At 67.7% G+C, this 26,230-nt stretch carries 27 protein-coding genes; 17 read left to right on the top strand and 10 right to left on the bottom strand.

Going from position 1 to position 26,230, the window contains the following annotated elements; all coding sequences use genetic code 11:
• The first annotated feature begins 110 nt into the window (after nucleotides 1–110).
• The 3 genes from AC1DNE_RS08545 to AC1DNE_RS08535 are packed head-to-tail and all read left to right on the top strand — an operon-like array spanning nucleotide 111 to nucleotide 4,307.
• Nucleotides 111–1,976: a monovalent cation:proton antiporter-2 (CPA2) family protein gene (locus AC1DNE_RS08545; protein WP_441468870.1), complete on the top strand. Its 1,866-nt coding sequence runs from the start codon at nucleotides 111–113 to the stop codon at nucleotides 1,974–1,976.
• Nucleotides 1,973–3,391, top strand: a complete 1,419-nt coding sequence (locus tag AC1DNE_RS08540; protein ID WP_476764883.1) for an MATE family efflux transporter — start codon at nucleotides 1,973–1,975, stop codon at nucleotides 3,389–3,391. Before AC1DNE_RS08545 ends, AC1DNE_RS08540 begins: the two co-directional genes overlap by 4 nt.
• A 22-nt stretch (nucleotides 3,392–3,413) precedes the next feature.
• Nucleotides 3,414–4,307 (top strand): DUF937 domain-containing protein, encoded by an 894-nt coding sequence (locus tag AC1DNE_RS08535; RefSeq protein ID WP_476841008.1) that lies wholly within the window; start codon nucleotides 3,414–3,416, stop codon nucleotides 4,305–4,307.
• 62 nt (nucleotides 4,308–4,369) lie between these two features.
• On the opposite strand, the gene AC1DNE_RS08530 is transcribed toward AC1DNE_RS08535, so the two are convergent.
• Together AC1DNE_RS08530 and AC1DNE_RS08525 are read right to left on the bottom strand one after the other, a co-directional pair.
• Nucleotides 4,370–6,259, bottom strand: coding sequence for a methyl-accepting chemotaxis protein (locus AC1DNE_RS08530; protein ID WP_476767042.1), 1,890 nt, complete (start codon nucleotides 6,257–6,259; stop codon nucleotides 4,370–4,372).
• A 160-nt stretch (nucleotides 6,260–6,419) separates the two neighbouring features.
• The gene (locus AC1DNE_RS08525) at nucleotides 6,420–6,779 is read right to left on the bottom strand and encodes a DUF1127 domain-containing protein (RefSeq protein ID WP_476767041.1); all 360 of its coding nucleotides are present in this window, start codon (nucleotides 6,777–6,779) and stop codon (nucleotides 6,420–6,422) included.
• Between the two features lie 184 nt (nucleotides 6,780–6,963).
• Here AC1DNE_RS08525 and AC1DNE_RS08520 point away from each other — a divergent pair, with 184 nt between their 5' ends.
• Complete coding sequence (locus AC1DNE_RS08520; RefSeq protein ID WP_149130562.1) at nucleotides 6,964–7,845, top strand: LysR substrate-binding domain-containing protein; 882 nt, start codon at nucleotides 6,964–6,966, stop codon at nucleotides 7,843–7,845.
• Nucleotides 7,846–7,872: 27 nt separating this feature from the next.
• On the opposite strand, the gene AC1DNE_RS08515 is transcribed toward AC1DNE_RS08520, so the two are convergent.
• The 3 genes from AC1DNE_RS08515 to AC1DNE_RS08505 form a co-directional block, all read right to left on the bottom strand.
• Nucleotides 7,873–8,049, bottom strand: coding sequence for a Flp family type IVb pilin (locus AC1DNE_RS08515; RefSeq protein ID WP_476767040.1), 177 nt, complete (start codon nucleotides 8,047–8,049; stop codon nucleotides 7,873–7,875).
• Between the two features lie 96 nt (nucleotides 8,050–8,145).
• Nucleotides 8,146–9,525, bottom strand: a complete 1,380-nt coding sequence (locus tag AC1DNE_RS08510) for a glutamate--cysteine ligase (RefSeq protein ID WP_441468876.1) — start codon at nucleotides 9,523–9,525, stop codon at nucleotides 8,146–8,148.
• Between the two features lie 270 nt (nucleotides 9,526–9,795).
• Nucleotides 9,796–10,542 carry a 16S rRNA (uracil(1498)-N(3))-methyltransferase gene (locus AC1DNE_RS08505; RefSeq protein WP_476767039.1) on the bottom strand — a complete coding sequence of 249 codons (747 nt, stop codon included), beginning with the start codon at nucleotides 10,540–10,542 and terminating at the stop codon, nucleotides 9,796–9,798.
• Between the two features lie 193 nt (nucleotides 10,543–10,735).
• Between AC1DNE_RS08505 and AC1DNE_RS08500 the strand changes: the two genes are divergently transcribed.
• A complete protein-coding gene (locus AC1DNE_RS08500; protein WP_476767038.1) occupies nucleotides 10,736–11,215 on the top strand; it encodes a hypothetical protein in 480 nt (159 codons plus the stop codon).
• A 15-nt stretch (nucleotides 11,216–11,230) separates the two neighbouring features.
• Nucleotides 11,231–12,202 carry a 4-hydroxybenzoate octaprenyltransferase gene (gene ubiA, locus AC1DNE_RS08495; RefSeq protein ID WP_441468879.1) on the top strand — a complete coding sequence of 324 codons (972 nt, stop codon included), beginning with the start codon at nucleotides 11,231–11,233 and terminating at the stop codon, nucleotides 12,200–12,202.
• A gap of 44 nt (nucleotides 12,203–12,246) precedes the next feature.
• Here ubiA and AC1DNE_RS08490 read toward each other — a convergent pair whose 3' ends face one another.
• Nucleotides 12,247–12,768, bottom strand: a complete 522-nt coding sequence (locus tag AC1DNE_RS08490; RefSeq protein ID WP_441468880.1) for a DUF6101 family protein — start codon at nucleotides 12,766–12,768, stop codon at nucleotides 12,247–12,249.
• 248 nt (nucleotides 12,769–13,016) lie between these two features.
• Here AC1DNE_RS08490 and AC1DNE_RS08485 point away from each other — a divergent pair, with 248 nt between their 5' ends.
• The 5 genes from AC1DNE_RS08485 to lpxK all read left to right on the top strand — a co-directional run bounded on the left by AC1DNE_RS08485 (nucleotide 13,017) and on the right by lpxK (nucleotide 17,377).
• Nucleotides 13,017–13,844: a 3'(2'),5'-bisphosphate nucleotidase CysQ gene (locus AC1DNE_RS08485; RefSeq protein ID WP_441468881.1), complete on the top strand. Its 828-nt coding sequence runs from the start codon at nucleotides 13,017–13,019 to the stop codon at nucleotides 13,842–13,844.
• Nucleotides 13,845–13,933: 89 nt separating this feature from the next.
• Entirely contained in the window at nucleotides 13,934–14,176 is a 243-nt protein-coding gene (locus tag AC1DNE_RS08480; protein ID WP_441468882.1) for a DUF4170 domain-containing protein, read from the top strand.
• A 28-nt stretch (nucleotides 14,177–14,204) separates the two neighbouring features.
• Entirely contained in the window at nucleotides 14,205–14,945 is a 741-nt protein-coding gene (locus AC1DNE_RS08475; RefSeq protein WP_441468883.1) for a lysophospholipid acyltransferase family protein, read from the top strand.
• The gene (locus AC1DNE_RS08470) at nucleotides 14,942–16,246 is read left to right on the top strand and encodes a 3-deoxy-D-manno-octulosonic acid transferase (RefSeq protein WP_441468884.1); all 1,305 of its coding nucleotides are present in this window, start codon (nucleotides 14,942–14,944) and stop codon (nucleotides 16,244–16,246) included. Before AC1DNE_RS08475 ends, AC1DNE_RS08470 begins: the two co-directional genes overlap by 4 nt.
• Before the next feature lie 45 nt (nucleotides 16,247–16,291).
• Entirely contained in the window at nucleotides 16,292–17,377 is a 1,086-nt protein-coding gene (gene lpxK, locus AC1DNE_RS08465; protein WP_476767037.1) for a tetraacyldisaccharide 4'-kinase, read from the top strand.
• Here the strand turns inward: lpxK and AC1DNE_RS08460 are convergent.
• Entirely contained in the window at nucleotides 17,349–17,570 is a 222-nt protein-coding gene (locus AC1DNE_RS08460; protein WP_441468886.1) for a DUF2093 domain-containing protein, read from the bottom strand. The genes lpxK and AC1DNE_RS08460 overlap by 29 nt on opposite strands.
• A 110-nt stretch (nucleotides 17,571–17,680) precedes the next feature.
• Here AC1DNE_RS08460 and AC1DNE_RS08455 point away from each other — a divergent pair, with 110 nt between their 5' ends.
• Nucleotides 17,681–18,493, top strand: a complete 813-nt coding sequence (locus tag AC1DNE_RS08455) for a dienelactone hydrolase family protein (protein WP_441468887.1) — start codon at nucleotides 17,681–17,683, stop codon at nucleotides 18,491–18,493.
• Between the two features lie 3 nt (nucleotides 18,494–18,496).
• Here AC1DNE_RS08455 and xseA read toward each other — a convergent pair whose 3' ends face one another.
• On the bottom strand, nucleotides 18,497–20,092 hold the full coding sequence (xseA, locus tag AC1DNE_RS08450; RefSeq protein ID WP_441468888.1) for an exodeoxyribonuclease VII large subunit: 1,596 nt from the start codon (nucleotides 20,090–20,092) through the stop codon (nucleotides 18,497–18,499).
• 232 nt (nucleotides 20,093–20,324) lie between these two features.
• Here xseA and purD point away from each other — a divergent pair, with 232 nt between their 5' ends.
• From purD to AC1DNE_RS08435, 3 genes are all read left to right on the top strand, one after another.
• Nucleotides 20,325–21,602 carry a phosphoribosylamine--glycine ligase gene (gene purD / locus AC1DNE_RS08445; protein ID WP_441468889.1) on the top strand — a complete coding sequence of 426 codons (1,278 nt, stop codon included), beginning with the start codon at nucleotides 20,325–20,327 and terminating at the stop codon, nucleotides 21,600–21,602.
• A gap of 33 nt (nucleotides 21,603–21,635) precedes the next feature.
• Nucleotides 21,636–22,550 carry an alpha/beta fold hydrolase gene (locus tag AC1DNE_RS08440; RefSeq protein WP_441468890.1) on the top strand — a complete coding sequence of 305 codons (915 nt, stop codon included), beginning with the start codon at nucleotides 21,636–21,638 and terminating at the stop codon, nucleotides 22,548–22,550.
• Between the two features lie 203 nt (nucleotides 22,551–22,753).
• The gene (locus tag AC1DNE_RS08435; RefSeq protein WP_441468891.1) at nucleotides 22,754–23,623 is read left to right on the top strand and encodes a patatin-like phospholipase family protein; all 870 of its coding nucleotides are present in this window, start codon (nucleotides 22,754–22,756) and stop codon (nucleotides 23,621–23,623) included.
• On the opposite strand, the gene AC1DNE_RS08430 is transcribed toward AC1DNE_RS08435, so the two are convergent.
• Entirely contained in the window at nucleotides 23,583–24,341 is a 759-nt protein-coding gene (locus tag AC1DNE_RS08430) for an ArsR/SmtB family transcription factor (protein ID WP_441468892.1), read from the bottom strand. The genes AC1DNE_RS08435 and AC1DNE_RS08430 overlap by 41 nt on opposite strands.
• Before the next feature lie 105 nt (nucleotides 24,342–24,446).
• Between AC1DNE_RS08430 and AC1DNE_RS08425 the strand changes: the two genes are divergently transcribed.
• Both AC1DNE_RS08425 and AC1DNE_RS08420 read left to right on the top strand, forming a co-directional pair.
• Nucleotides 24,447–25,190 carry a sulfite exporter TauE/SafE family protein gene (locus tag AC1DNE_RS08425; RefSeq protein ID WP_441468893.1) on the top strand — a complete coding sequence of 248 codons (744 nt, stop codon included), beginning with the start codon at nucleotides 24,447–24,449 and terminating at the stop codon, nucleotides 25,188–25,190.
• 102 nt (nucleotides 25,191–25,292) lie between these two features.
• Nucleotides 25,293–25,544 (top strand): hypothetical protein, encoded by a 252-nt coding sequence (locus AC1DNE_RS08420; protein ID WP_441468894.1) that lies wholly within the window; start codon nucleotides 25,293–25,295, stop codon nucleotides 25,542–25,544.
• A gap of 122 nt (nucleotides 25,545–25,666) precedes the next feature.
• On the opposite strand, the gene AC1DNE_RS08415 is transcribed toward AC1DNE_RS08420, so the two are convergent.
• Nucleotides 25,667–26,131, bottom strand: coding sequence for a nucleoside deaminase (locus tag AC1DNE_RS08415; RefSeq protein ID WP_441468895.1), 465 nt, complete (start codon nucleotides 26,129–26,131; stop codon nucleotides 25,667–25,669).
• Nucleotides 26,132–26,230 lie beyond the last annotated feature (99 nt).

Genomic DNA, 26,230 nt, shown 5'->3' with positions numbered 1-26,230 from the left:
TCGATTGCCTCTCGCAGTCTCGGCGCCGAGAGCCTAGATAGAGCCATGGCCGCCCGCTCTGCAGCACCGCACCAGGCCATCCCACGCCCGTTTCCGATCACGAGTTCCGTATGGCCGACGCCACTTCGCATGTCAGCTTCCTGCCGCCGATCCTGACCTTCTGCGCCGCGGCGGTGGTTGCCGTTCCGCTGTTCCGCAAGCTCGGGCAATCGGCGGTGCTCGGCTATCTCGCGGCCGGCATCGTGATCGGCCCCTCGATCCTTGGCGTCATCAAGGACCCCGACGCCATCCGCAGCACGGCTGAGATCGGCGTGGTGCTGCTGCTCTTCCTGGTCGGTCTCGAGCTGCAACCGGCGCGCCTCTATTCGATGCGCAAGGACATTCTCGGCACGGGCCTCGCGCAGATGGCGCTCAGCGCCGCCGGCATCGGTCTCTTCGGCTGGTATTTTGGCTTGTCCGCCGCGGGCGCTGTCGCGGTCGGCGTAGCACTGGCGCTCTCCGCCACCTCGATCGCGCTGCAGCAGCTCGCAGAACGGGGCGACAGCAGCGAGACCTATGGCCGGCGCACTTTCTCGATCCTGCTGTTCCAGGACATGGCGATTGCGCCCGTGCTGGCGCTGCTTCCCCTGCTCGCCACCACCGGCGGTGCTCAGGCCGGCACCCCGATGCGCGCGCTCGCCAGCCTCGGCATCGCGCTCGGCGCGCTGATCGCGATCATCCTGGCCGGGCGCTATGTGCTGAACCCATTCTTCCGCATCCTCGCCAATACCGGCGCCAAGGACGTGATGACGGCGGCCGCCCTGTTGATCGTGCTCGGTGCGGCACTGCTGATGGAGCATGTCGGCCTGTCGATGGCGATGGGCGCCTTCCTGGCCGGCGTGATGCTGGCCGACTCGCATTTCCGGCACGAGCTCGAAGCCGATATCGAGCCGTTCCGCGGCGTGCTGCTCGGTCTTTTCTTCATGGCGGTCGGGATGTCGCTCGACCTCAAGCTGGTCGCGTCCAATTGGATGCTGCTGGCGGTGGCGGCGCCACTGCTGGTGCTGTTCAAGATCGCGGTCGTCACCTCGATCCTGCGGATCTCCTGCTCCTCCTGGCTGGAGGCGATCCGGGCCGGCGCGCTGCTTTCGCCGGCCGGCGAGTTCGCCTTCGTCCTGCTGCCGCTCGGCCTGGCGCAGGGGCTGCTCACGCCGTCGCAGGCGGCGATGGCGACTGCGCTCGCCGCGATCAGCATGCTGCTCGGCCCGATCGTCGCCAAGCTGATCGATGCGGTGCTGCTTTCGCGCGTCACGCCGGAGACGATGGAGGAGGATTTCGACGGGATCAGCGACAGCCAGGTGATGGTGGTCGGCTTCGGCCGCTTCGGCCAGGTGGTGACGCAGGCGCTGCTCCTGCAGCACATCAACATCACCGTGATCGATTCCGACGTCGAGCAGATCAGGGCCGCCGCCCGCTTCGGCTTCAAGGTCTATTACGGCGATGGCACGCGCCTCGACGTTCTGCGCGCCGCCGGCGCCGGCCGGGTCAAGGTGATCTGTGTCTGCATCGACGACAAGGACGCCGCGCTGCGCATCGTCGAGATGGTCAAGGCCGAGTTCCCGCATGTGCGCGTGCATGTGCGCGCCTTCGACCGCATCCATTCGATCGAGCTGATGAAGGCCAATGTCGACTACCAGATGCGCGAGACCTTCGAATCGGCGCTCGGCTTCGGCCGCGTCACGCTCGAAACCCTGGGTCTGAGCCGCGACGAGGCCGATTTCGTGATCGACCATGTGCGTGATCGGGACGCCCAGCGCATGGAAATCCAGTTCCACGAAGGCATCGCCGCCGCACTGAACCGCGTGCCGCGCGTGACGCCGGAGCCCATCGTCAAGCCTAAGGGCAAGTCCAAGGCCCTCAATGCCGAGACCGAGCAGGTCATCGCCGATGGCGGGGCCGAGGTCTCGGTCGGCGGCGTCGGAGAGCCGGAACGGTGACCAGCGCCTCCTCCCGGCCGGCTCAGGCGATCTTTGTCGAAGGCCCGCTGATGCGCCACGTCGCCGTGATGACGGCGACGGGTTCGATCGGCCTGATGGCCGTCTTCGTCGTCGATCTCCTGTCGCTGCTCTACGTCTCCTGGCTCGGGCGGCCGGAGGCGACGGCCGGCGTCGGCTTCGCCACCATCGTGCTCTATCTGATGGTCTCGGTGAATGTGGGGCTGATGATCGCGGTAGCCGCCCTGACCTCACGCAGCATCGGCGCCGGTGACCGCGAGGGCGCGCGGCGCATCGCCGCCTCGACCATGGTCCTGATGGCGCTGGTCGCGCTGGTGCTGTCGCTTGCCGCCCTGCCGCTGCTGCCCTGGTTGCTGCGTGCCATCGGCGCGCATGACCAATCCTACGCCGTCGCCCTCTCCTTCCTGCACATCACCCTGCCCTCCAACGTGCTGATGGCGATCGGCATGGGCTTCTCCGGCGTGCTGCGCGCCATCGGCGATGCACGCCGGGCGATGTTCGTGACGCTCGGCGGCGGCATCGCCACGGCCGGGCTCGATCCCCTGCTCATCTTCGGCTTCGGGCTCGGGCCGGACGGCGCGGCGATCGCGATCGTGCTGGCGCGTATCATCATCGTCGCGATCGGCTTCCACGCGACCGTCGTCGTTCATGGCATGATGGCCCGGCCGCGACTGAGCTGGATTCGCCAGGACAGTGCCCGGACCTTCGCCATTGCCGGGCCGGCCATCCTGACGAACCTCTCCAACCCGATAGCCAACGCCGTCTTCGCCGGCGTCGTCGCCCGCTTCGGCGACGGGGCGGTGGCGGCGCTCGCGATCATGGACCGGCTGGTGCCGGTCGCCTTCGGCGCGGTGTTTGCGCTTTCGGGCGCGGTCGGCCCGATCCTCGGCCAGAACTGGGGCGCCGGGCGCTTCGACCGGATGAGACGCGGCCTGACGGATTCGGCGATCTTCGCGGCCGGCTGCGTGCTGGTTTCCTGGCTGCTGCTGCTTTCGCTGCGCGGCGTCATCGTCTCCGCCTTCCACGCCGTGGGGCTGACGGCGGAGCTGGTCGAGTTCTTCTGCCTGATCGCAGGGCCGATGTGGTTTTTCGTCGGCATGCTCTTCGTCGCCAACGCCGCTTTCAACAATCTCGGCATGCCGTTCCTGTCGACCCTGTTCAGTTGGGGCCGCGCCACGCTCGGCACCATGCCCTTCGCCTTCCTCGGCGCACAGATAGCCGGGCCGAAGGGTGCGCTGGCGGGCTCGGCGCTGGGCGCGGTCGCCTTCGGCGTGCTCGCGCTGATCTTCGCCTATCGCGGCATCGCCCGGCTGGAGCGCGAGGCCCTGCAACGGCGGGCTACCCTCGATTTGCCAGACAAGGACACCCTGCTATCGTCCACTCAGGCACGGAACTGAATGCCGGCCTGGGGAGGCGTCCATGATGAATCTGTTCGATATCATGCAATCGGCACAGAACGGCCGAGCGGTGCCGAATCTCGCCCAGCAATACGGCTTGAGCCTGCAGCAGACCCAGGCCGCGCTCGATGCGCTGCTGCCGGCCTTCTCGATGGGGTTGCAGCGGCAGACGCAGGACCCCTTCGCCTTCGGCGCGCTGGCGCAGATGATGACGGCCTCGCCCTATGCCCGCTTCTTCGAGACTGCCGGAAGCGGCATTCCCACCGGCGCGCAATCGGCCGGCAACGATGTGCTCAGCCAGCTCTTCGGCTCGCGCGAGGTCAGCCAGGCCATCGCAGCGCAAGCGGCAGCGACCAGCGGCGTCAGCCAGGCAATCCTGAAGCAAATGCTCCCGGTCATTGCCGCGATGCTGATGGGCGGCCTCTCCAAATCGAGCAGCAGTGAGGGGCTCGGCGGCATCCTCGGCCAGTTCGCCGAGATGATGCGCGGCCAGATGCCGGGCATGCAGCCCCCGCCGCCGCCGCAGCAGCAGATGCCGGCCAACCCGTTCGAAGCGATCCTGAAGGGAATGTTCGGCCAGGCGGGGGCCCAGCCCCAGGCCAATCCTCAAGCCAACCCGACCGACCCCTTCGGCGGCGCGCTCGGCCAGATTCTCGGCAGCATGTTCGGCGGCGCAGCTGCCTCGCAGCCTGAGCCCGCCCCCGCGCCGCGGAGCGCCCCGCCGCGCCGCGCGCCTGCCCCCGAACCGGAGCCGGAGGAGGCATCCCCCTCCTCTTCGCCTCCAGGTCCCGGCTCGATCGGACTCGACGCGCTCAACCAGATGTTCGAGCACGGCCGCCAGATCCAGGACGAGCACCAGAACGCGCTGAAGTCGATCCTGGACGCCATGCTCGGCGGCAACCAGGGACGCCGCTGAAGCAGAACGGCTGACGACGAAGCGGAACAGGAAGCCCCTCCGGCCGCCTGATCGCGCAAGCGTCAGGCGCGCCGACGCTCCTCGCCGGCCTGTGCCGCCATAGCGGCAGCCATGCTGCGCAGCTCCACGAGGTCGTCGCGCGTCCGGAAGCTGGCAACGAGATCGTTGAGGCGCTGGATCTGACTGGCCAGGGCCGTGGCGGACGCCGCGCTCTCCTCTGCGAGCGCCGCGTTCTGCTGGGTCATCTCGTCCATATGGGCAACGGCCTGGCTCATCTCGTCGATGCCATGGGCCTGCTCGGTCGCGGCAGCCGAAATCTCCGAGACCGTGGCCGATACCTTGCCCGAGGCCTCGACGATGCGCTCCAGTGCGGCGCCCGCCGAGCGGACAAGGCCGACGCCCTGCGCCACCTCCGCACCCGACTCGGTGATCAGCGCGGTGATGTCCTTGGCCGCAGCGCCCGAGCGTTGGGCAAGCGTGCGGACCTCGGAGGCGACGACGGCGAAGCCCTTGCCGGCGTCGCCGGCGCGCGCTGCCTCGACCGCCGCATTGAGCGCCAGAAGATTGGTCTGGAAGGCGATCTCGTCGATCACGCTGGTGATGTCCGAGATCTTGCGCGAGGCCGTCTCGATGCGGGCCATGGCATCGACCGCGTTCTGGACGATGGCACCGCCCTTGCGCGCGACGTCCATCGCCTCGTCCGCAAGCGCGACCGCCTGCTGCGAGGAGTGGGCGGAAGCCTTGACGGAAGCCGCGAGTTCCTCGGTTGTCGCGGCTGTCTCCTCCAGCGAGGAAGCCTGCTCCTCGGTGCGCTTCGAGAGGTCGTCGGCGCCGGTGTTGATCTCCAGCGCCGCGTTGCCGACATCGCCGGACGTCTCCTGAATCGTCCGCATCGTCTCGGCGAGATGCCCGACAGCAAGATTGAAGTCGTCGCGCAGCTTCTCGTATTCAGCGGCGAGTTCGGCATCGATGCGGCAGGTGAGATCACCGCGGGATAGCCGGTCGAGTCCTTCGGCGAGCGCGTCCATCACCTGACGCTGCTGGGCGGCAAGGCGCTCCTGCTCCTGCGAATGGGCGGTGCGCTCCTGCTCGACGATGCGGCGCTGCGTTTCCGAGACTTCGCGGTTCTCGGCCGTCTCCGCCTCGAGGCGCTGCACGGCGAGGCCGTTCTCCTTGAAGACCTGCACGGTCCGCGCCATCGCGCCGAGCTCGTCACGCCGGGCGTGGCCTTCGATCTCGACTGCGTAGTTGCCTGCGGCCAGATCCGCCATCCGTGCCTTGAGCTGATCGAGCGGCTTGGTGATCGACAAGCGGGCGAGCAGCATCGCGCCGGCCAGGCCGACCAGCGTGCCGACGACGGTCAGGATCAGCATCAACCAATCGAGCTGCTTGGCCTCGGCGTCGAGCGCATGCGCAGCCGTCAACGTGTCGCCCTTGATCTCACCGTTGAGCTTCACCGCATCGGCGATGATCGCGCCGAAAGCCCGGTCCAGCTCGGACATCACCGAGAGCGCCGGCAGATCCTCGTCGCGCGCCGCCTGCTTGGTCACGTCGTCGATCTTGGACTTGAGCTCGGCGATCCGCCGCGCCAGCACATCGAACTCGGCATGCTTCTCGGGAAAGCTGATCTTGGCGTTCATCAGCTGCTGCAGCGCTAGATCATAACCCTTGCGCACATCGTCGATCGCGGTGGCGTTCTGCTTCATGTACTCGGGATAGGCGATCGCCTTGTAGAGATCACGCAGGATGTAGCTCGTCGCCAGCGTCGACTGCGCCGAGTCGAGGATCGCCGTGGCGCGCTGGTCGATCAAATCCGAATAGGTCTTCTGGATACGGGCATATTCCTGGCCAGCATAGATCGCCGTGCCCAATCCAATCATTCCCATGACAACGAGCGGGATCGCGATCTTCGTGCGAATCCGCAGATCCTTGAGGCGCAGAGACAATTTCATGCCGACAGCCCAGATCCGACGCAGCCGCCATCTGAGCGGCGCGGCAGAGTTTCGCCAGAATCATGAAATTTGGGTTATTGCGGGCAATATCTGTTCAAAATTGCATAAAAAAGGGCGGAAGCACGAAGCTTCCGCCCGCAGGGACGCTGCTGCCAAGGGGTCAGGCGCAGCGTGCAACCGCTAGATCGGCATTGGTGGCCAGCTTCGGCCGTGTCGGCGCATGGAGCTGGGCGTGCTCGCGCCGCGCCGCGGCGGCATCCGCCTGCTCCTCCGAGCGATCCTGAAGCACGGCCGACGGGTCCTTGTACCAGGACGTCGCCAGCGCGCCGGCGATATCGGAACGCACGAGGCCGATATCCTTGAGGCCGCGCTCGTCGAGCTCGGCAAGGCGCATCACCTCGCGACGGTGAATAAGGGCGCGCACGAGTTGGGCAATCCCGCCGAAACCAGCAATGGCGATGCGCGTCACACCCGACGAGATGATCGAGAGCGGCTTCGCGACAAAGGTCATGATCAGCATGACAGCCTCCTGGGACGGAACGGACGGGAAAGGTTGGCTCGGCATCTCCGTCCGGCCCGGACGCGCCATTGACTGGAAAGATCGGAGACTGCGCAGACCTTAGCGAGGCTCTGGCCATCAGCCAAACGAATGGTTATGATGTCTCGCAACACTGATATTGATGAGCAGTGGATGGGGATCGCCAATGGCTCATGTGCTCGACGCCGATCAGCTCAAGACCTTCGTCGCCATCGCCGATACCGGGTCTTTCACCCGCGCCGCCGAGATCGTCTTTAAGACGCAGTCGGCCGTTTCCATGCAGATGAAGCGCCTCGAGGAGCGCGTCGGCCGCCCCCTGTTCGGACGCGATGGCCGCCATGCCAAGCTGACGGAGGACGGCGAGCGCCTGCTCGACTATGCGCGCCGCATCGTCCGGCTGAACCTCGAATGCGTGGCTTCCTTCGCCGATGCGGATTTGAAGGGCCGCATCCGCCTCGGCGTGCCGGACGACTATGCCGATCGCTATCTCCCGGAGATTCTCGCCCGCTTCGCCCATTCGAATCCGCGCGCCGAGGTCACGGTGGTCTGCGAGCCGACGCCGATGCTGGCGGAGCGCATCGCGACCGGCGACATCGATCTTGCCATCATCACCCATGTCGAAAGCCGCGGACAGGGCGAGATCATTCGGATCGAGCCGCTGCTCTGGGTCACGTCGGCGCGCCACGGCGTGCATGAGGAAGACCCGCTCCCGCTGGCGCTCGGCCGGCCGACCTGCAACTGGCGCCAGGCGGCGGTGGATGCGCTGGAGTCGAAGGGGCGCCGCTTCCGCGTGCTCTATGCGAGCTGGAACTCGACCGCCGTCGGAGCGGCCGTGCTGGCAGGGCTTGCAGTTTCTGTGCTGCCGGAAAGCGCGGTGAGGCCGGGCATGCGCATCCTCGGTCCCTCCGAAGGATACGCCACTTTGCCCTCGTGCAAGATCGGGCTGCTGCGCACGCGCTTCGACCCTTCAGTGCTGTCGAACGCGCTGGCCGAGCACATCATCCAGAGCCTGGATAATCTGGCGAGCTTCAAGGTGGCGGCGGAATAGGCCGGGAGCTGCCCTGTCGCCGGCAGGCTATTTCGTCAGGCCTGGGATGATCGCCTCGAACAGCACATTGAGGCGCGTGCCGATCAGCGTGGCGGCGCCAACGATGGCGATCGAGACCAGGCTGGCAATGAAAGCGTATTCGATCGAGGTGGCGCCCCGCTCGTCGCGAAGAAGTCCGGCAAAGCTGGCAGCGATCTGCTTCATGCCGTTAGGTTAGGCATGAGATTTCCGCCAACAGGTTAATTTCGGCAGAAAAATGCGCCGGAAATCACGATTTCCGGCGCCGCCCTGGCCAGAAACTCACACGGCCAGCTCGGTCATCACGGGCTCGACCTTGCCGTTCCACGCCGAGCGGAAGCGCTCTTCCAGGCGCTGGGCGAGAGTCTGCCGATGCGCCACGATCTCCTGCAGAGGCGCGAGGAAGACGCTCTCGTCCTGGCCCGAGGCATTCTGCCTTGCCCGCCGTGCGAGACCCGCGCGCGAGAACTCCAGAACCTCGGCGGCAATTTCACTCAACTTGCGACCGGCAATCGTCGCCGCAAGTCCCTGCTTCGGAACCACGTCGCGCAGGGCCTGGCGCTCCTGTGCGCTCCAGCCCTTCACGAGGTCCCAGGCGGCGTCGAGAGCCGATCGATCATAGAACAATCCGACCCAGAAGGCCGGCAGGGCGGCCAGCATCTCGGGCGGCCCGGCGTCGGCGCCGCGCATCTCGAGGAACCGCTTCAGTCGGACTTCCGGGAACATGGTGGAGAGATGGTTCGCCCAATCCGACATGGTCGCGTGTTCGCCAGGCAACTGCGGCAGCTTGCCGGCCAGCAGATCGCGGAAGGAAGCACCAGCGACGTCGTGATAGGTGTCGCCACGCTTGACGAAATACATCGGAACGTCGAGCGCCCAGTCGACATAGGCCTCGTACGACATGCCCTCGTCGAAGGCGAAGGCGAGCATGCCGGAGCGGTTATTGTCGGTGTCGCGCCAGATCTCGGAGCGCATCGACTGAAAGCCGTTCAGCTTGCGCTCCAGGAAGGGCGAGGAGGCGAAGAGCGCGGTTGCGAGGGGTTGGAGGGCGAGCGAAACCCGCAGCTTTCGCACCATGTCGGCCTCGGTGGCGAAGTCGAGATTGACCTGCACGGTGCAGGTCCGGAACATCATGTCGAGGCCCATCGTGCCGACTTTCGGCATGTAGTTCGCCATGATCTTGTAGCGGCCCTTGGGCATCACCGGGGTCTCGGCGCGGGTCCAGAGCGGTGAGGCGCCGAGTGCGGCGAAGCCGATGCCGTGCGGCTCCGCGACCGCCTTGGCGTCGTCGAGATGTGCGACGAGTTCGGCCTGCGTCTGATGGACGTCCTCCAGCGGCGCGCCGGACAGTTCGAACTGGCCGCCCGGCTCCAGCGAGATCGCGCCGCCGCCCTCGGGGCCGGCGAGGCCGATGATGTTGCCGTCATCGACGATAGGCTCCCAGCCGAGACGCTGCTGCATGCCTTCGAGCAGGGCGCGGATGCCGCCCGCACCGGCGCGCCCTTCATAGGGAACCGGCCCGAGATCGCTCCGGTAAAACGGGAATTTCTCGTGTTCGGTGCCGATCCGGAAAGCGGATTCCGGTTTCTCGCCGGCGGCGATCCAGGAGATCAGTTCATCCTTCGAACCGATCGGGGTCGAATCGGACACGTCGCGAGCCATGGGCGCTCCGGCAGAACAGACATGAATGACCCGCAGTCCGCCGGCGAGAGCCGGGAGCAGCAGGTTCGGGACGACAGACATAGGCGAGCGCCGAACGCTCGACAACGACCCCGCTCTTGCATTCGTGAAAGGCCGCCCGGCGCTGGCAGCAGATCCCGCGGAGCGCCGAGCCGGCTTTCAGCAGGCGCGGCGCAGGATGCGCGGCCTCGTGCAAAGCCCCGCGCACGCACGCTCCCTGATAGAAACGCCGCAGCAGTGACGACGTTCCGCTCAGCGCCGCGACCAGTCCCCGAGCGTAGCTTGCACGACGGCGAGCGCGGCGACGGCCGCGGTGTCGGCGCGCAGGATGCGGGGGCCAAGCGAGATCGGCAGCGTGTTGGCACGCGCGCGGATCAGCCGCCGCTCCGCCTCGTCGAAACCACCCTCCGGGCCGATCAGCACCGCCAGAGGGGCAGGCTCCCGCGCGGCCAGCGCCGCGACCGGGCTCGCCTCATCGGCCCCCTCGTCACAGAAGATCAGGAGTCGCTCGGGAGCGAGGCCCGCGAGGGCCGCTTCGAGGGGTTTCTCGGCCTCGACCGCAGGCAGGCTGAGAATGCCGCACTGCTCCGCCGCCTCGACTGCATTGGCACGCATGCGGTCGAGATTGAGCCGCGACACCTGCGTGCGCCGTGTGATGACGGGCTGCAGAATCCCGGCCCCCATCTCCACCGCCTTCTGCGCCATGTAGTCGAGGCGGGCGTGCTTCAGCGGGGCGAAGAGATAGTGCAGGTCGCTCTCCGGCGGCTGCGGCTTGACCTGCCGGATGAGCGCAAGCGTTGCCTGCTTGCGCCCTTCGGGAACGAGGCTTGCCAGCCACTCGCCGTCGCGCCCGTTGAAGACGAGCACGGTGTCGTCGGCCTTGAAGCGCAGGACGTTGAGCAGATAATTCGCCTGTTCCCGCTCCAGCGGAAGCGTCGCGCCCGGCGCAAAGGCGCGGTCGATGAACAGCCGGTGGCGGGCGAAATCGGGATCGGACATGTGGGCAGGCGCCTCCGCGGCTGATCTTGGCTGTGGAAAGTGGCATGAAAAACGCCACAATCTTGAACTAGCAGCGAGCTGCTCCCGACATAGGAAGAGTAGACTCGCAAGGGTCGTTCGCGTTAACAGCGCCTGCTGTTAAGGACATATTTAAGAACGGGCCAAATCGGCCGGCAAGCTGGAGAGGGACATCATGCGGCGCGGGTTGGCATATGGCGTGATGACGACGATCGGCCTAGCCGTGGCTTCTGTCATGTCTGCCGCACCGGCCCAGGCCCAGATTTCCGGCTGTGAGCAGATCCAGAAGCTGCTCGCCGAACGCCAGTCGATCGTCGCCAAACTCCAGGCTACGCAGAAGGCCAAGAAGAAGATGACGCCGCAGGATGCCTGCAGCACTTTCGGCCGTCTGGTCAACAATGGCGAGGCCGCGATCAAATTCGCGACCGCCAACCAGGACTGGTGCCAGATCCCGCCTACCTTCATCGACGGCATGAAGACCGACAACCAGAAGGTCGTGACGTTCCGGAGCCAAGCCTGCAATGCAGTGAAGCAGCAGGCCGCGATGCAGCGCAAGGCCCAGCAGCAGGCGCAGGGCGCCAATCCCTTCGGCGGCGCCGATTCGATCACCAGCGGCGCAGGCGGCGGCATGCGTGTTCCGCAAGGCGCGCTCTAACCGGCGGAGGCGGCCATGCCGGAGCCCCTGCCGCTCCACGCCACCTCCGGACCTGACGCCGTCCTCCCCGACGCACTCAAGGGCCATTGGGTCGATACCCGTGCGCCGCGCGCGGCCCGTCCTTTCCTGAAGCTCGCCCGCATCGAGCGGCCGATCGGCTGGTGGCTGCTGCTGCTACCCTGCTGGTGGGCGGCCGGGCTCGCCGCGATCGCCGCCGGCCGGCCCTATCCCGATCCCTGGCATTGCCTGCTTTTCCTGATCGGCGCGATCCTGATGCGCGGCGCCGGCTGCACCTTCAACGACATCATCGACCGCAAACTCGATGCGGAAGTTGCTCGCACGCGCGGCCGCCCGCTGCCCTCGGGCCAGGTGACGGCCAAGGCGGCGGCGCTGTTCATGGTCGCGCTGTCGCTCGGCGGGCTCGCAGTCCTGCTTCAATTCAACCGCTTCACGATCGTGCTTGGCATCGCCTCGCTCGCCATCGTCGCGATCTATCCTTTCATGAAGCGGATTACGAACATGCCGCAGTTCGTGCTCGGGCTCGCCTTCTCATGGGGCGGGCTGCTCGGCTGGAGTGCCGTGTTCGGGCGGCTCGATCCGCCGGCCTATCTGATCTATGCGGCAGCGATCGCCTGGACGGTCGGCTACGACACGATCTATGCGATGCAGGATATCGAAGACGACGTCATCGCGGGCATCAAGTCGAGCGCGCGCTATTTCGGCGATCATACGCGCGAGGCTGTGGCGCTGTGCTTCGGGCTGGCGACGGCATTGACGGCCATCGCGATCTGGCTCGTCGGAGGCGGCTTCTTCGCCTGGCTGGGCCTCGCCGCCTTTGCAGGCCATCTCGGTCGGCAGGTTGCGCGCATCGCCGGCGCGAGCGCGCCGGAAGCTCTCATGCTCTTCCGTTCGAACCGCAATGCCGGGCTGCTGCTGGCCGCCGGGCTGGCGCTCGACACAATCGGCCGCGCGCTTCTGGCCGGCTAGGGCACGCGCTGCCCGGATTGATTCAACCTGATCGGATCCCGGTCCTAGTCGGTCAGTCTCTCGCCTGAAACGATGTCCGGCAGCTCCGCCAACCGGCCCGTCTTGCGCCGTGTGAGAAAGCGGGGGCGGCGGCCGTTGAGCAGGCCATGACGGCGCCGGATCCGCACGGGCCCGAGCGCGACGCGGCCGATCTGCGGGAACGGCTCGCTCACCGCGCCGTCGGCGGTTTCGAGCAGCAACGGCAGACCGCTCGCCCGACCGAAATCGCGCCAGAGCGCGACGGCATCGGCCTCGTCGGCGCAGGCCACCACGATGGAGCGGCCATCGCCGGCCGTCAGCGCCAGTTCGAAGCGCTCGTCGTCTCCCGCCGGGTTGGCCAGACGCAGGGCAACGCCCCGCCAATTGGCCGAGCCGCGCAGGATACGCACGGAAGCCAGGCGTTCGATCGCCGGCGCGACCGGGCGGGCCGGCATCGGGTTGTGGGAAACGATCGCTGTGATTGTCGAGCCGCCGAGGAGATGCGGCGCAAAACCGACCTCCCCGGCGGCCGGCGTGACGCTGGCCATCGGTTATAACGCCTCTCTTGATCCCTGCCGCAGCGGAGCCCTCTGTCGATGCCGGGGCTCTCGTGCTTGCCATGCGAGATTGGGCGTCAGCCGTGTCCGAGCGCTTAAGGCGTTGGGTTAAAGGATGGTGTTTTCGCCGCTTCAGCGCCCTGACTGCCCTGTTTCCGGTCTGATGCTTGACGGAATCTTTCGCACCTTGACCGCATTTTCGGCTTGAAACAGCGACTTTCGCGGCCGATACGAAGGGCATGAGTGCAATGACGCTACCGATCGCGGCCGAACTGATGAAGGCGGCATGCGAAAGCTGCCTGGAAGCCGGCACCCTCGCACTCGATCTCTTCCGGCCCGGTACACAGACAGCGGCACGCACCTGGGCCAAGAGTGGCGGCTCGCCGGTGACGGAAGCCGATATCGGCGTCGACACCTTCCTGCGGATACGTCTCTCGTCACTGCTGCCGGAAGCCGCCTGGCTCTCGGAGGAGACTGTCGACGATGCGCAGCGCCTGACGCATCGCTTCGTCTGGGTCGTCGATCCCATCGACGGCACCCGCGCCTATATGAGCGGCTCGCCCGACTGGGCGGTCTGCGTCGCGCTGCTGGATGAGGGGGCGCCGGTCCTCGGCATCGTCCATGCCCCCGCCTGCGATGCTACCTACACGGCCGTGCGTGGCGCGGGCGCCAGGCGCAGCGGCGAAGCCATCCGCACGTCACTGGCAGACAGTCTCGCCGGCGCGAAGATCGCCGGCCCCAAGCCCATGCTCGATGCGCTGGCTCAATCCGAGGATTTCGAGGCCGCGGGCAAAATTCCCTCGCTCGCGCTCAGGCTGACGCGGATCGCGGACGGCACGATCGATGCCGGGCTGATCTCGCCCGACGCGCGCGACTGGGACCTGGCGGCCGCGGATCTGGTTCTGAGCGAAGCCGGCGGACAGTTGAGCGATGCGGCTGGACGATCCGTCGCCTATAACCGCCCCAACCCCGTTCACGGGATGTTGATCGCCAGCAACGGTGCGCTCGTGAACCCGCTGCTGCACGCGGTCGAGCGATTGCGCGACGGACGGACGCAGCCCGCCTGACGTTTTTTTTGGAAGCTAGCCGCCCGGCCGGCTCGCATGCGCGGCCCGGATGGCTTATTGGGGCGGCGCATGCCCCGCAGGAGATATCGATGAGCGTGGAACCGGATCAGAAGCAGCTTCTCCATCTCGTTTTCGGCGGCGAACTGGACTCGCTCGACAGCATCACCTTCAAGGATCTGGCGAAGCTCGACATCGTCGGGGTCTTCCCGAACTACGCCAGTGCGCATATGGCCTGGAAGGCCAAGGCCCAGCAGACCGTCGATCAGGCGCAGACGCGCTATTTCATCGTGCATCTCCACCGTCTTCTCGACCCGGAAGCAGCCAAGGGCTGAGCCAGCGCAAATTTTCGGCATCAAGCAGATGGGCTTTTCCATCCTCAAGACGCGCGTGGCGCAGGAAACGCTCGGCCGATTGCTGGCCGGCTATCTGCGCCTCGTGCAGCGCACCAACAAGATCGTCTTCGAACCGGCTGATGTCTACGATCACGTCCGGCCGGAGCTGCCGCTCATTTTCGCGATGTGGCACGGTCAGCACATCATGATCCCCTTCGCGCGGCCGGACTGGATGCCGGCCTGCTCGCTGGTCTCGCGCCATGGCGACGGCGGCTTCAACGCGGTGGCGCTGCGCGAACTCGGGATCGGAGCAATCCGAGGCTCCGGCGCACGGCCGGGGCACAAGGTCCGCGAGAAGGGCGGGGCCCCCGCCTTCCTCGCCATGCTGCGCCGGCTCGCCGCCGGGGAGACGATGGTGCTGACCGCCGACATACCGAAACGCGCCCGCGTCGTCGGCCCGGGCATCATTACCCTGGCGCGCGCCTCCGGCCGGCCGATCCGCGCGGTCGCCGTCGTCACCAGCCGCCGTATCGACTTCAACAGCTGGGACCGTGCCTCGATCGGGCTGCCCTTCGGACGCTGTGCYATCGTTGTCGGCGAGCCGATCCTGGTCGCGCGCGACGCCGATGAGGCGACGCAGGAGGAGGCGCGCCTCGCACTGCAGGCGAGCCTGGACGACGTCCACGCCCGCGGCTACGCGCTCGTCGGCAGCCGCGATCCGGGCGCCGGGCTGCGCGAGCAACACCGAACGGCCGGAGCGCCGGCATGAGCGGCAAGGGCGCGATCTTCAGGGCATATCGCTACACGACCGCGCTCCTCGAACCGGCCGCAGCGGCACTTCTGCTCATGCGCCAGCGCCGCGGCAAGGAAGACCCCGAGCGGATTTCGGAGCGACGCGGCTATCCCAGCGTAAAGCGGCCGAACAAGCCGCTGGTCTGGCTGCATGGCGCCAGCGTCGGCGAGACGGTGACGCTGCTGCCGCTGATCGCAAAGCTCCAGAAGCGCGGCCTCGCCGTGCTGGTCACCTCGGGCACGGTCACCTCGGCCAAGCTTCTGGCTGCGCGGCTGCCAGCGGGCGTCATCCATCAATATCTGCCGCTCGACGTGCCGCGCTACATGCGCCGTTTCATGGATCACTGGCGGCCCGAGCTCTGCCTGATCTGCGAATCCGAAATCTGGCCCAACCTGCTGATCGAGGCGCATCGCCGTTCGATCCCGGTGGTCATGGTCAACGGGCGCATGTCCGAGCGCTCCTTCGCGCGCTGGTACAAGATGCCGAAGACCTCGCGCTTCCTGCTCTCATGCTTCGAGGCCTGCCTTGCGCAGTCGCAGGCCGACGCGGAGCGCCTCGCCCAGCTCGGCGCGCCGCGCGTCAGCGTCGCCGGCAACCTGAAATTCGACGTGCCTGCCCCGCCTGCCGAGCCGGGCATGCTCGCCATCCTCGATGGCATGACCACCGGCCGGCCGGTCTGGATCGCCGCCAGCACGCATCCCGGCGAGGACGAGCTGGTGCTGGCCGCCCATCTCGCCATCAAGGCCTACTTGCCGAAGCTCCTGACCATCATCGCGCCGCGCCACCCGCAGCGCGGCCCGGACATCGAGGCGCTGGCCCAAGCTAATGACGTTGCCGTCTCGCGCCGGGCCGCCGGCGAGAATCCGGAACGCGACGTCGACCTCTATGTAGCCGACACCGTCAACGAGCTCGGGCTGTTCTACCGGCTGTCGCAGGTCGCTTTCCTCGGCGGCTCGCTGGTCGAGGGCATCGGTGGGCATAATCCGATCGAGCCTGCCAAGCTCGGCTGCGCGCTGCTGCACGGCCCCTATGTCCACAACAATGCCGAGATCTTCGCGGCCTTCGACCAGGATGGCGGCTCGCGCTCCGTCCCCGACGCGCAGACACTCGCCGGAGCGGTGCATCGCTGGCTGAGCGATCCGGCGAGCGCCCGGCAGGCCGCGCGGGCGGCGGCGCAGACGGCGAGCCAGCTCGGCGGCGCCCTCAACCGCACGCTCCACGCCATCGAGCCGTTGCTGATGCGCGCCGCGCTCGAGCAACGCGAGCCTATGGTCTGATGCCAAGGTCACGATCATTTCGGATCGAAGCGACCCGAAATCATCATGATCGATTCTAAGACTTCGGAGCGGGGCTTCGTGCGAAAAACCGGTTCCCACTTCTTCGCACCCGGCTCCAGCGCGCCGCGCTTCTGGTGGCAGACGCGCCCGACGCTCGCGGCCACGCTGCTTCGGCCGATCGGCTGGCTTTACGGCAGAATCACCCTGCGGCGCATGCGCCAACCCGGCGCCGAACTGCCTGTTCCCGTCATCTGCATCGGAAACTTCGTCGCCGGCGGTGCCGGCAAGACGCCGACGGCGATCGCCGTCGCGGACATGCTGGTGCGGTGCGGCGAGAAACCCTTCGTGCTGATGCGCGGCTATGGCGGCCGGCTTGCCGGCCCCGTCGAGGTCGACCCAACCGGGCACGCCGCTGCCGATGTCGGCGACGAACCGGTATTGATGGCGCGCCATGTCCGCACCGTCATCGCCCGCGACAGGCTTGCCGGGGCGCGGCTGGCCCACGGGCTTGGCGCCAGCGTCATCGTCATGGATGACGGGTTGCAGAATCCCGCGCTCGCGAAGCGGTTGAGGCTGGCCGTGGTCGACGGGGCAAGCGGCGTAGGTAACGGGCTCTGCTTGCCGGCCGGCCCCTTGCGGGCTCCGCTTGCGGAGCAGATCGGCAAGGTCGACGCCGTGATCGTTGTCGGCGAAGGCGAGGCAGGTCAGCGCGTGGCAACCGCCGTGCGTTCTCAAGGGCGTCCCGTCATCGACGCGCGACTGGAGCCGCTTGCCAGCGCGGCGCAGCAGCTGAAAGAGCGGGAGGTTCTGGCGCTTTCCGGAATCGGGAGGCCCGAGAAATTCGCCGCGACGTTGCGCGAGATCGGCGCCACCATTGTCGCCGAGCGCGCCTTCGGCGATCACCATCCCTATACGGATTGCGATGTCGCTGAAGTCATCGCCGAGGCCAAGACGCGCGGCGCGTTGATCGCGACGACCGAGAAGGACTGGACCAAGCTCGCCGCCCTCTGGCCCAATGCAGAAGCGGACCGGCTCGTCGTGCTGCCCGTCCGGCTGACCTTCGCCGAACAAGCGCCGATCGAAAGCCTGCTCGTAGAGGCGACTAAGCGCGCCCGGCCCGGCGCAGCCTGAGCATCACGGCTTCCGGTGTAGAATATGCTTCCTGCCATTCGATCGACCAATAGCGCAGATCCTCCAGCCGGATCGGCACCGAGGTCACCGCGCAGCGCACGAAGGCGCCTGGCTTCAGCACGCGGAACTCGCCGGGGCCGTAATCGATGACCGCCTCGGGGCCGCTCGGAGGGAGACGCTCGCTGATGTTCATCAAATTCGCATCAAATCATTGATCGGGAAACGGAAAGCCGGAATACTCCGCCGCTTGTGATAACCCTCTGGTCGACGATGTCCAGTCTCCAGCGCCTCGCGGCGTGCCTGATGAGCCTTGCACTGCTTGCAGCCCCGGCCGCCCTGGCGGCGGGCTATGAGCGCGTGTCGATTCCGATGGACGGAGGCCATCTCGCCGGCGTTTTCTACCGCCCGGCAGGCCCTGGCCCGTTCCCGGCTGTCGTCGCCCTGCATGGTTGCGGCGGTCTGTGGCGCGAGCAAGGCCAATTGTCGGTTCGCCACACGGATTGGGGCGAGAGGCTCGCCGCCGCCGGCTTTGCTGTGCTGATGCCCGACAGCTACGGCTCACGCGGTCTCGGCTCGCAATGCGGTGTCAAGGATCTGACGGTGCGTGCAGGGCGCGAGCGCGTGGCCGATGCCACCGCCGCTCGGGTCTGGCTGCAACAGCGCAGCGACATCAAGCCGGGCATGATCTCGCTCCTCGGCTGGTCGGGTGGCGGCTCGACCGTGCTGGCGGCGATCCGCATGGAACGTGCTCCCGCTGACGGTAAACCCGACTTCAAGCGCGCCGTCGCCTTCTACCCGGCCTGCCGGCTGCAATCGGAATCCCCGAGCTTCTCGGCCCGTCTGCCTCTGCTGATCCTGATGGGGGACGCCGACGACTGGACCCCGGCGGCGCCCTGCGGCTACCTTGCCAAGGCGGCGCAGGCGCGCGGCGAGCATGTCGGCATCGTGCTCTACCCCGGCGCGCTGCATGATTTCGATCATCCGCGTCTCGAGGTCCGGGAACGCGAGAACATCGCCTATTCCGCGAGCGGCACCGGCAAGGTCACCGTCGGCACCAATATGGCCGCCCGCGAAGATGCGCTGAAGCGCGTCAACGGCTTCCTCAACACGCCCTGATCGTCAGAACAGATCGCCTTGCGTGCCGGACGCCGGCCCCTTGCGGGCCGGACGCGGCGCCGTCGGCTTAGCCCCGCCGGACCCGCCCCCGGAAACGGTGACGCCGAAGCTGCCATCTGCGAGCTGGACCGAGAGAGCCTGCCCGGGCTGGGCCGCTCCGACACTGCGCACCAGCGCGCCGGCCTCGTCGCGGACCAGGGCGTAACCGCGCGACAGCACCGCCTCGGGGCCGAGCGAGCGGATCAGCGCCCAGAGCGAGGCGAGCCTGTCAGTGCGCCGATGCAGCGCCTGCCCGAAGGCGCGCTCGGCGCGCTCCGCCAGAACCGTACCGCGGTCACGGCGCTGGACCAGGCTCTGGCCGAAGGCATTGCGCGCTCGCTCTTCCAGTGTCGCCAGCCGGTCGCGGGCATGGGCGATACGTGTTCGCTCCTTCTCCAGTGCGTTCGTTCGGGCGTTTGCGAGGACACGTGCGAAACCTGCGAGTTCAGCCCTCAGACTGGCAAGCGCTACGCGTGGAGAGCGTGCCGTCAGCCGGCGCGACAGATCCTGCAGCACCAACTCATGCGCGCGAGCATTGCGGGCGAGCGCAGGCGCCAGCCGCGTCGCGGCGAGGTCGAGCCGCTGGCGCGGACCGGACAAGACCGCCTCAGGCCCCGGCAGCGCGCGGGCGAGCGCCCTGAGGTCGCTGCGGCGGCGATCCGACAGGCGGCGCATCGCCCCGGCATGGCGACGCGACAGATCGGAGACGAAGCTCATCAGCTCGGCCCGCACCGGCACGACTTTCTCGGCCGCCCCGGTCGGCGTCGGCGCGCGCAAATCCGCGGCGTGGTCGATCAGCGTCCAGTCGGTCTCGTGGCCGACGGCCGAAACGAGCGGAATCTCGGAAGCCGCCGCCGCACGGACCACGGCCTCTTCATTGAAGCTCATCAGGTCTTCGAGCGAGCCGCCGCCGCGCGCGACGATGATGACGTCCGGCCGCGGGATGCGCCCGCCCTGCGCCAGCGCGTTGAAGCCGGCGATGGCGTTGGCGACCTCAGTGGCGCTGGTTTCGCCCTGCACCCTCACCGGCCAGACCAGGACGTGGCGGGGGAAGCGGTCCTCCAGCCGGTGCAGGATGTCGCGGATGACGGCCCCCGTCGGAGAGGTCACGACGCCGATGACCGCGGGCAGATAGGGGATGAGCTGCTTGCGCTCCTCGGCGAAGAGCCCCTCGGCGGCCAGCCGCTTGCGCCGCTCCTCGAGCAACGCCATCAGCGCGCCGGCACCAGCCAGCTCCAGCGAATCGATGACGATCTGGTAGCTCGACTTGCCGGCGAAGGTGGTGATCTTGCCGGTGGCGATGACCTCAAGGCCTTCCTGCGGCCGCGTCTTCAGACGGCCGAACACGCCCTTCCAGATCACCGCATCGATCTTGGCGTTGGTATCCTTCAGCGAGAAATAGACATGGCCGGAGGCGACCGGGCCGCGATAGCCGGAAATCTCGCCGCGCACGCGCACGAAGCCGAATGAATCCTCGATGGTGCGCTTCAGCGCGCCGGAGAGGTCCGAGACGGACCATTCGGGGGCATTGTCGGTCGGCAGAGACGATTCGCGATCCATGGCCGGACCATAGCGGGACGGGCGAAGCAGCAGAAGCGTTGCCCGCGCGCCGCGGGGCAGCTATTGCGCCCATGACGATTTCACCCCGCCTCGTGCGGGTTATCCCGGGCGGCCGCAGGTCGACCCGGGATCCATGCCCGAACTTTCATCGGAAGCACTCAGGCATGGATCCCGGATCTCCGCTTCGCTCCGCCCGGGATGACGGCAAACGAGGCGAATGACGGAGGCGGCGATGAAGATTCTTCTGATCGGTTCGGGCGGACGGGAGCATGCGCTCGCCTGGGCGATTTCGGCCTCGCCCCTCTGCGACACGCTCTTCATCGCGCCGGGCAATCCCGGCACGGCGCAATGCGGCGAGAACGTCGCGGTCGATGTCGCCGACCATGCCGCCGTCGTCGCCTTCTGCCGGCTGCAGGGGATCGACCTCGTCGTGGTCGGACCGGAAGGGCCGCTGGTCGCCGGGATCGCCGACGATCTCCGGCAGGCCGGCATCAAGGTTTTCGGCCCGTCGAAGGCCGCCGCGCAGCTCGAAGGCTCGAAGGGTTTCACCAAGGAACTCTGCGCCGAATTCGACATCCCGACCGCCGGCTTCGGCCGCTTCAGCGACGCTGCCTCCGCCAGGGCCTATGTCGCGGACAAGGGCGCGCCGATCGTGATCAAGGCCGACGGGCTCGCCGCCGGCAAGGGCGTGATCATGGCCGAGACGCTGGACGAGGCGAACGAGGCCATCGAAATGATGTTCGCAGGCGGGCTCGGCAGCGCCGGCGCCGAGGTCGTGATCGAGGAATGGATGATCGGCGAGGAAGCGAGCTTCTTCGCGCTCTGCGACGGTGCGCATGCGCTGGCGCTCGCCTCGGCGCAGGACCACAAGCGCGTCGGCGACGGCGATACCGGCCCGAACACCGGCGGCATGGGCGCCTATTCGCCAGCGCCCGTGATGACGCCCGCGCTGGAAGAGCGGGTCATGGCCGAGATCATCAGGCCGACGCTCGCCGGCATGGCCAAGCGCGGCACGCCGTTCCAGGGCGTGCTCTTCGCCGGGCTGATGATCACGGCGCAGGGGCCGAAGCTGATCGAATACAATACCCGCTTCGGCGACCCCGAATGCGAGGTGCTGATGCCGCGCCTCAAGAGCGACATCGTGCCGGCGCTGCTCGCAGCCTGCGACGGCATACTCGACACTGTCGACCTGCGCTGGCGTGACGAGGCGGCCCTGACCGTCGTGCTCGCGGCCAGGGGATATCCCGCCAAGCCGGAGACCGGCAGCGTCATCCGCAGCCTCGAAGAGGCAGAGGCGCTGGACGAGGTGCTCGTCTTCCATGCCGGCACGAAGCTGGCGAATGGCGAGCTCATCGCCAATGGTGGGCGCGTGCTCAACGTCGTCGCGCTCGGCAAGAACGTCGGCGAGGCGCAGGCGCGCGCTTATGCGGCGGTCGACAGGATCGACTGGCCTGAGGGCTTCTGCCGTCGCGACATCGGCTGGCAGGCGGTGAAGCGCGAGCAAGGCTGACAGGACGCCGTGGCCGGAGCTATGCTTGCGGCCATGGCGAACATCGACTCCCTCTTCCCCGGCTTCAAGGCTCATTGGATCGATGGGCCCATCGGCAAGATCTTCGCGCGCGTCGGCGGCGAAGGGCCGCCGCTGGTGCTGATCCACGGCTTTCCGCAGACCCATGCCGAGTGGCACAGGATGGCGCCGGAGCTGGCCAAGACCCACACCGTCGTCTGCCCCGATCTACGCGGCTATGGCTGGTCGGCTGCGCCGCATGGCGACGGCGGCAAGGAGATCTACACCAAGCGCGGCATGGGCGAGGACATTGTCGCCGTGATGCAGGCGCTCGGCCATCTGCGTTTCGACGTGATCGGCCACGACCGCGGCGCGCGGGTCGCTTATCGGCTGGCGCTCGACCACCCCGGCCGTGTCGAGCGGCTGGCGCTGCTCGACATCCTGCCGACCGTCTCAATGTGGGAAGGCATGAACGCGGCCCGCGCCATGCAGGTCTATCACTGGACCTTCCTGGCCCAGCCAGAGCCGATCCCTGAGAACCTGCTCAAGGCCGATCCCGTCGGCTGGCTCGACAGCACCATCGCGAGCTGGAGCAGGGCGAAGAACCTCGATCTGTTCGACCCGCTGGCCATTCGATCGTACGCGGAGTCGTTCAGCGATCCGTCGCGCACCCATGCCGCCTGCGAGGATTATCGCGCCGGCGCCACCACCGACGTCGAGCACGACAGGGCCGACCTCGCTGCGGGCAAGCGCATCCTCTGCCCGACGCTGGTTCTCTGGGGCGAAGCCGGCATCCCGGCCAAGGGCGCGAGCCCGCTCGAAATCTGGCGGAAGACCTTCGCGCCGCAGGCAGAAGGCCAGGCGATCGACAGCGGGCACTTCCTGCCGGAGGAGAACCCGCAGGCCACGCTCGCGGTGCTGAAGCCCTTCCTGGCGCAGGCCGTCGCCTGAGCCGGCGCGGGCCTCTTCGAAAGGGACGTCATTGCGAGCCCAGCGAAGCAATCCCGGGGGACCTGGTTGAACGCTTCATCCAGCCCCCCTGGATTGCTTCGTCGCTTCGCGCCTCGCAATGACGATGACGGTCCGTCGTGTTCATGGGTCCCGGGCTCAGGGCGGTGGCCTGCACCGGAATGACGATGGGGATGTCGCCAGATATGAAGTCAGCCCCGAAGCCAGAACGCAGGCCGGGCAGCACGCCCGAGATCGCGCTCGTCCTGGGCGCCGGCGGGGCACGGGGCCTGAGCCACATCGCGGTGCTGGAGGCCTTTGACGAGCTCGGCCTGAAGCCCGCGCAGATATCCGGCTGCTCGATAGGTGCCATCGTCGGCGCTGCCTACGCCGCCGGGCTCTCCGGCCGCGATCTGCGCGAGCATGCGCTGCAGAGCTTCCGTGACCGGGCCCGCGTGATCGGGAAGCTGCTCGATGCCCGGGTCGGCAAGCTCGCCGATCTCGTGCGCGGCCTCGGCAACCCCGTCCTGATCGATGGCGAACGGCTGCTCGACCTCTTCTGGCCGGAGGCGGTGCCCGATCGCTTCGAAGAGCTGGCGATCCCGTTCACCGCCGTAGCGGCTGATTACCACCGCCACGCGGAGGTCGTACTGAGCGACGGGCCGCTGACGCCGGCCGTTGCTGCCTCGCTCGCCATTCCCGGGCTGGTGCGGCCGGTCGCGCTCGGCGGGCGCGTGCTGATCGACGGCGGCGCCATCGATCCCCTGCCCTATCGGGCGTTGCTCGCGCCCGGCCGCATCGTCGTGGCCGTCGATGTCAGCGCTCCCACGACCGCGTCGAGCGACACGCGCATTCCCGGCGCGATGGAGGCGATCGTCGGCGCCTCGCAGATCCTGACCCGCACGCTGGTCCAGCGCATGGTCGAGCAGCAGCCGCCCGACATCCTGATCCGGGCCGGTGCCGACCGCATCGGCGGGCTCGACTTCTTCAAGGCGAAGGCGATCCTCGCGGCGGCGGAGCCGATCAAGGACGAGGTCAAGCGAGCGCTGGCGCGGGCTCTCGAAGCGCGGGACTGACCGGCTCCGGCTCATCGCAGCGGAAGCCGGGGAGCGCGGCCGCGAGCATCGCCCTGCCCTCCTCGGTCAGGACAACCGCACGGCTGTCCTTGCGGCGGCGGACCCAGTCCATCTCGAAGCAGCGGCAGGCCAGCGCCGCAGCGAGATGGCCGGCGAGGTGCGGCCGGCGCTCGCTCCAGTCGAGGCAGGGCCGCAGCGCCGCACGGCGGCTCCGGCCGCTCGCATCCGGATCGACGCCGAGGGCCGAGAAAATCGCCTTGCCCGACGGCGTCAGCGCATAGCCGCCCTCGCTGACGGCGAGATGGCGGCCGGCCATCAGCGCGTCGTGTATGCCGATGCCGAGCCGTCCGGCAAAATGGTCGTAGCAGGTGCGGGCCTGGCTCAGCTCCGCACCGACGCGCGAGGGCAAGCGCCGGCTCGTCCCGTCCAGGCCGGCCAGAACCATCAGACCTTCCAGCGCCGCTGCCACTTCAGATCCGGCGAGCCGGTAGTAGCGGTGGCGCCCCTGCACGGCGACCGCGATCAACCCGCCCTGCATCAGTTTGGCGAGGTGGCCGCTCGCCGTCTGCGGTGCGACGCCGGCAATCCAGGCCAGTTCCTTGGCCGTCAATGCACGGCCGTCCATCAGCGCGTGCAGCATGTTGGCACGGGCCGGGTCGCCCATCAGATGGGCGATCTCCGCGAGATAGGGGCCGGAATAGCGACTTGGCGTGCTCATGGCGCCATGATGCGCCATCGCCGCCGCGCCGCAAGCAGGAACACTACGGCGCCGGCCGTAGCATCGGGCGGCGACAGCCGCCGCGGGCGATGCCACAAGCGGGGCATGGACAACACAACTCTCCTCCTCTTCGTCACCGCGACCTTCGTGCTCGCCGGCTTCGTCAAGGGCGTGATCGGGCTGGGGTTGCCGACGATCGCTGTCGGCATCCTCGGCGTGGTGATGGCGCCGGCGCAGGCGGCGGCGCTGCTGGTGGTGCCCAACCTCGTCACCAATGGCTGGCAGCTCACGACCGGCCCTAAGCTCGGCGCAACGCTCCGGCGGCTCGCGCCAATGCTGGCCGCCATCTGCATCGGCACCTGGGCCGGCGCCGGGCTGCTGCAGCAGGAAAAGGACGGCACCGCCACGCTCTGGCTCGGCCTTGCGCTCGTGCTCTACGCGCTCGTCGGCCTGAAGGCGGCGAAGCTGCGCGTGCCACCGGCCTGGGAAGGCTGGCTCGGCCCCGTCATCGGGTTGACGACCGGTGTCGTCACCGCTGCGACCGGCGTCTTCGTGCTGCCGGCCGTGCCCTATCTGCAGACACTCGGCTTCGACAAGGACGAACTGGTGCAGGCGCTCGGCATCTCCTTCATCGTCTCGACACTGGCGCTTTCCCTCGGACTGATCGGAGCCGGGGCGCTCAACGGCGCTGCCGCCTGGCAATCCTTCCTTGCCCTCGTTCCGGCGCTGGCCGGCATGAGCGCCGGACAGTTCATCCGCAGCCGCATCTCACCGGCCACGTTCAAGGTCTGCTTCTTTGCCGGCCTGCTGGCGCTCGGCACCTATTTGTGCTGGCGCAGCCTTGCATAACGGCCCGCATCTTGCTTAAGGACGCGGGGGGCACATCGCCGGTCTAAACCAAGCGCTAACCATAGGCGCGCAGTTTCGACCGGCCGCAACAGGAGCGCCTGCATGGATGCCTTCACCATGGTCATCATGGCCTGCGTCACCGGCGAGGTACATTGCGCCACCAGCCGGATCAGCGAGATGGAGTTCACCTCCGCCCAAGCCTGCGAAGCGCGGATCGACGACATCACCCGCTCGATGACCAAGGAATTCAGCAAGCGCCCGGAATTCAAGGGCCGGCAGGTGACCTATGACGTCTCCTGCATGGATCGCGCGCAGCTCGCGCAGAAATTCGGCATCGACTCGTCGGATACCTGATCGTCCCCTCCACCGTCATTCGGTACAAGCCCCGCAAGCGGCGCCGATCCGGAATCCCGCTCTATGATGGATTCCGGATCTGCGCTTCGGTCAGCCCGGAATGACGGCCTGAGAAGGGCTGCCTACCGCCGCTCGCGGAAGAAATCCCGCAGCAGCGCCGCAGCCTCGGTCTCGCGCAACCCGCCATAGACCTCCGGCACATGGTGGCAGGTCGGGCTCTCATAGAGCCTGACGCCATTCTCGACGGCGCCGCCCTTCGGGTCGGCCGCGCCGAAATAGAGCCTCCTGATCCGGGAAAACGAGATCGCCGCCGCGCACATCGGGCAGGGTTCGAGCGTGACATAGAGATCGCAGCCGATCAGCCGCTCGCTGCCGAGCGCCTCGCAGGCGAGCCTGAGTGCCATCATCTCGGCGTGCGCAGTCGGATCCTTCAGCTCGAGCGTGCGGTTGCCGGCACTGGCGAGGACCGCGCCGTCCCGCACCACCACCGCACCGACCGGCACCTCCCCGCGCTGCGCGGCGGCCTTCGCCTCGTCGAAGGCCAGCGCCATGGCGTCGAGCGCGGAGGATGATTGCGGTTTCGACATCATAAACCCCAGTTTTGGCGCTCGCAGCGAGGGAAAGCCTCTGCTACAAGCGCCGGTCATAGCGAATAAGCGAGCCAGGCCTTTCCCGCAAAGCGGTTG

This window comes from Allobosea sp. 05L423 (assembly GCF_056397745.1).
This window is presented reverse-complemented; position numbering and strand designations above follow the sequence as displayed.